This window comes from Demequina sp. B12, assembly GCF_028823635.1.
Taxonomy (GTDB): domain Bacteria; phylum Actinomycetota; class Actinomycetes; order Actinomycetales; family Demequinaceae; genus Demequina.
This window is the reverse complement of the sequence record NZ_JAPEHU010000005.1, coordinates 1-5,466: the sequence shown is the minus strand read 5'-3', so window position 1 is coordinate 5,466 and position 5,466 is coordinate 1. Positions and strand designations below refer to the sequence as shown.

The window sequence follows — 5,466 nt, the reverse complement described above, 5'->3', positions numbered from 1 at the left end:
GGACCGGTTGGTTTGGTGGAGGTGCGCGTCCGATCTTTGAGAACTCAACAGTGTGCCACATTGTCGATGCCAAATCTCCGGCATCCCATGTTTTGGGGTGTTTGGATTCCTTTGGTAGACAACGAAATGTCAGTGACATTTTGTTCGATGCTAGAGATTGAACGGAACCGTTTGGTTCTACTTCGTTTTGTTTGTGAATCTCAACTTTTTGGTTGGGTTTGCGTAAATCATTTACGGAGAGTTTGATCCTGGCTCAGGACGAACGCTGGCGGCGTGCTTAACACATGCAAGTCGAACGGTGAAGCGAGAGCTTGCTCTTGTGGATCAGTGGCGAACGGGTGAGTAACACGTGAGTAACCTGCCCCAGACTCTGGGATAAGCCTTGGAAACGAGGTCTAATACCGGATAAGCGGCACCACCGCATGGTGAGTGTTGGGAAAGATTTTTTGGTCTGGGATGGACTCGCGGCCTATCAGCTTGTTGGTGAGGTAATGGCTCACCAAGGCGACGACGGGTAGCCGGCCTGAGAGGGCGACCGGCCACACTGGAACTGAGACACGGTCCAGACTCCTACGGGAGGCAGCAGTGGGGAATATTGCACAATGGGCGAAAGCCTGATGCAGCGACGCCGCGTGGGGGATGAAGGCCTTCGGGTTGTAAACCCCTTTCAGCAGGGAAGAAGCGAAAGTGACGGTACCTGCAGAAGAAGCGCCGGCTAACTACGTGCCAGCAGCCGCGGTAATACGTAGGGCGCAAGCGTTGTCCGGAATTATTGGGCGTAAAGAGCTCGTAGGCGGTTTGTCGCGTCTGCTGTGAAATCCCGAGGCTCAACCTCGGGCTTGCAGTGGGTACGGGCAGACTAGAGTGTGGTAGGGGAGACTGGAATTCCTGGTGTAGCGGTGGAATGCGCAGATATCAGGAGGAACACCAATGGCGAAGGCAGGTCTCTGGGCCACAACTGACGCTGAGGAGCGAAAGCATGGGGAGCGAACAGGATTAGATACCCTGGTAGTCCATGCCGTAAACGGTGGGCACTAGATGTGGGGACTATTCCATGGTTTCCGCGTCGCAGCTAACGCATTAAGTGCCCCGCCTGGGGAGTACGGCCGCAAGGCTAAAACTCAAAGGAATTGACGGGGGCCCGCACAAGCGGCGGAGCATGCGGATTAATTCGATGCAACGCGAAGAACCTTACCAAGGCTTGACATATACGGTCTATCCCTAGAGATAGGGAGTGATTTTTTCGCCGTATACAGGTGGTGCATGGTTGTCGTCAGCTCGTGTCGTGAGATGTTGGGTTAAGTCCCGCAACGAGCGCAACCCTCGTCCTATGTTGCCAGCACGTAATGGTGGGGACTCATAGGAGACTGCCGGGGTCAACTCGGAGGAAGGTGGGGATGACGTCAAATCATCATGCCCCTTATGTCTTGGGCTTCACGCATGCTACAATGGCCGGTACAAAGGGCTGCGATACCGTAAGGTGGAGCGAATCCCAAAAAGCCGGTCTCAGTTCGGATTGAGGTCTGCAACTCGACCTCATGAAGTTGGAGTCGCTAGTAATCGCAGATCAGCAACGCTGCGGTGAATACGTTCCCGGGCCTTGTACACACCGCCCGTCAAGTCACGAAAGTCGGTAACACCCGAAGCCGTCGGCCTAACTCTTTGAGAGGGAGACGTCTAAGGTGGGATTGGCGATTGGGACTAAGTCGTAACAAGGTAGCCGTACCGGAAGGTGCGGCTGGATCACCTCCTTTCTAAGGAGCATCTGGCAGTCAGACTTGTTCTGGTTGTCCAGGCCTCGTATCGGACACACGTGTTGTTCGGCGAGAGCTCATGGATGGAACATCGATGATGGTGTGGCAAATCTTTGGATGTCTTGTCTAGTACGCCTGCTTGCAGGTTGGAACGTTGAGTGTTTGAGGGTTTGGCACCTGTTGGCACACTGTTGGGTCCTGAAAGATCGGGGCCCGTTAGCGGGACCGGATTCTTTCTGGTTTGGCTCATCTGACACACATGAACCGTCTCCACGTTGTGGGGGTAGGCGGTGTGGGAGGGTGGGACCGCCCGTAGCTTGAGAACTGCATAGTGGACGCGAGCATCTTTGATATCTGTGGTCAAGTTTTTAAGAGCACATGGTGGATGCCTTGGCAGTAGGAGCCGAAGAAGGACGTTGTAGCCTGCGAAAAGCCTCGGGGAACTGGCAAACAAGTTTTGATCCGAGGATGTCCGAATGGGGAAACCCCGCTGGAGTCATGTCCAGTGACCCTCACCTGAACACATAGGGTGAGTGGAGGGAACGTCGGGAAGTGAAACATCTCAGTACCGACAGGAAGAGATATTCCGTGAGTAGTGGCGAGCGAAAGCGGATCAGGCCAAACCATATACGTGTGATAGCCGGCAGGCGTTGCGTGTGTGGGGTTGTGGGACCTTTCATCAGGAGCTGCCGCTTCTGAACGAAGTCAAAAATGTGCGTGATAGTCGAAGGGCATTGAAAGGCCCGGCATAGAGGGTGCGACCCCCGTAGACGAAATTGCGTGCACTTCGGAGAGTTATCCCAAGTAGCACGGGGCCCGAGAAATCCCGTGTGAATCTGTAGAGACCACTCTATAAGCCTAAATACTACCTACTGACCGATAGCGGAACAGTACCGTGAGGGAAAGGTGAAAAGTACCCCGAGAGGGGAGTGAAATAGTACCTGAAACCGTGTGCTTACAATCCGTCGGAGCCTCCCTAGCAGGGGTGACGGCGTGCCTTTTGAAGAATGAGCCTGCGAGTTAGTGCTCAGTGGCAAGGTTAACCCGTGTGGGGCAGCCGTAGCGAAAGCGAGTCCGAATAGGGCGATTGAGTCGCTGGGTCTAGACCCGAAGCGAAGTGATCTATCCATGGCCAGGTTGAAGCGCGGGTAAGACCGCGTGGAGGACCGAACCCACTTGGGTTGAAAACCGAGGGGATGAGCTGTGGATAGGGGTGAAAGGCCAATCAAACTTCGTGATAGCTGGTTCTCCCCGAAATGCATTTAGGTGCAGCGTTGCGTGTTTCTTGCCGGAGGTAGAGCTACTGGATGGCCGATGGGCCTCACCAGGTTACTGACGTCAGCCAAACTCCGAATGCCGGTAAGTCAGAGCGCAGCAGTGAGACTGTGGGGGATAAGCTTCATAGTCGAGAGGGAAACAGCCCAGAACACCAACTAAGGCCCCTAAGCGTGTGCTAAGTGGGAAAGGATGTGGAGTTGCATAGACAACCAGGAGGTTGGCTTAGAAGCAGCCACCCTTGAAAGAGTGCGTAATAGCTCACTGGTCAAGTGATTCCGCGCCGACAATGTAGCGGGGCTCAAGTACACCGCCGAAGTTGTGTCATTCACACATTGCCCGGCCACTTTTGTGGTCCAAGCGTGTGGATGGGTAGGGGAGCGTCGTGTGGGCAGTGAAGCTGCGGGGTAACCCAGTGGTGGAGCCCACACGAGTGAGAATGCAGGCATGAGTAGCGAAAGACGGGTGAGAAACCCGTCCGCCGAATGACCAAGGGTTCCAGGGCCAGGTTAATCCGCCCTGGGTAAGTCGGGACCTAAGGCGAGGCCGACAGGCGTAGTCGATGGACAACGGGTTGATATTCCCGTACCGGCGAAGAACCGCCCATGCCAAGGCGGATAATGCTAAGCGCCCGAACCACACTGGATCTCTTCGGAGTGAAGGATGTGGCTAGCGCGCGAACCAAGTCCGTAGTAGGCAAGCGTATTAACAGGGGTGACGCAGGAAGGTAGCCGAGCGTGGCGATGGTTGTCCACGTCTAAGGGTGTAGGACGAACGGTAGGCAAATCCGCCGTTCATATGTCTGAGACCTGATGGTGACCACATTAGTGGGAAATCGGTGATCCTATGCTGCCAAGAAAAACCTCGGCGCGAGGTTCTAGCCGCCCGTACCCCAAACCGACTCAGGTGGTCAGGTAGAGAATACTAAGGCGATCGAGAGAATCGTGGTTAAGGAACTCGGCAAAATGCCCCCGTAACTTCGGGAGAAGGGGGGCCTGAGGCGTGATCGACACTTGCTGTCGTGAAGCGTTTGAGGGCCGCAGAGACCAGGGAGAAGCGACTGTTTACTAAAAACACAGGTCCGTGCGAAGTCGCAAGACGATGTATACGGACTGACGCCTGCCCGGTGCTGGAAGGTTAAGAGGAAGGGTTAGTCGTAAGACGAAGCTCTGAATTTAAGCCCCAGTAAACGGCGGTGGTAACTATAACCATCCTAAGGTAGCGAAATTCCTTGTCGGGTAAGTTCCGACCTGCACGAATGGCGTAACGACTTCTCCGCTGTCTCAACCGCGAACTCGGCGAAATTGCACTACGAGTAAAGATGCTCGTTACGCGCAGCAGGACGGAAAGACCCCGGGACCTTTACTATAGCTTGGTATTGGTATTCGGTGTGGTTTGTGTAGGATAGGTGGGAGACTTTGAAGCCGTGACGCCAGTCATGGTGGAGTCATTGTTGAAATACCACTCTGATCACTCTGGATATCTAACTTCGGTCCGTAATCCGGACCAGGGACAGTGCCTGGTGGGTAGTTTAACTGGGGCGGTTGCCTCCCAAAGAGTAACGGAGGCGCCCAAAGGTTCCCTCAGCCTGGTTGGCAATCAGGTGGCGAGTGCAAGTGTACAAGGGAGCTTGACTGTGAGACTGACAGGTCGAGCAGGGACGAAAGTCGGGACTAGTGACCCGCTGGTGGCATGTGGAAGCGCCAGCGCTCAACGGATAAAAGGTACCCCGGGGATAACAGGCTGATCCTGCCCAAGAGTCCATATCGACGGCATGGTTTGGCACCTCGATGTCGGCTCGTCGCATCCTGGGGCTGGAGTTGGTCCCAAGGGTTGGGCTGTTCGCCCATTAAAGCGGTACGCGAGCTGGGTTTAGAACGTCGTGAGACAGTTCGGTCCCTATCCGCTGCGCGCGCAGGAAATTTGAGAGAATCTGTCCCTAGTACGAGAGGACCGGGATGGACGAACCTCTGGTGTGCCAGTTGTTCCGCCAGGAGCACGGCTGGTTGGCTACGTTCGGAACGGATAACCGCTGAAAGCATCTAAGCGGGAAGCCGGTCTCAAGATGAGATTTCCATGAGCCTTTGGCTCGAGAGGCCCCCAGCAGACCACTGGGTTGATAGGCCGGATGTGGAAGAGGGGACTAACGACCCTTGAAGCTGACCGGTACTAATAGGCCGATAACTTGACTTTTATCAATAATGCTATGCGTCCACTATGCGGTTCCCGAGAAACGGACGGGAACCAACCCAACCGAAAATCTCCATAGAGTTACCGCAGCCACAGCGGCAGGGAAACGCCCGGTCCCATTCCGAACCCGGAAGCTAAGCCTGCCAGCGCCGATGGTACTGCACTCGCCAGGGTGTGGGAGAGTAGGACGCTGCGGGACACCATTTCACAGAAGGGCCGCCCCCACCAGGGCGGCCCTTCTGCATTT

3 rRNA genes are annotated in these 5,466 nt (G+C 55.2%); all 3 read left to right on the top strand.

Annotated features, from left to right (window positions below):
• The first annotated feature begins 230 nt into the window (after positions 1–230).
• Positions 231–1,754, top strand: a 16S ribosomal RNA gene (locus ON058_RS11025).
• A gap of 358 nt (positions 1,755–2,112) precedes the next feature.
• Positions 2,113–5,222 (top strand): 23S ribosomal RNA (locus ON058_RS11020).
• Positions 5,223–5,301: 79 nt separating this feature from the next.
• Positions 5,302–5,418 (top strand): 5S ribosomal RNA (gene rrf / locus ON058_RS11015).
• Together the 16S, 23S and 5S rRNA genes form the textbook arrangement of a ribosomal RNA operon.
• Positions 5,419–5,466 lie beyond the last annotated feature (48 nt).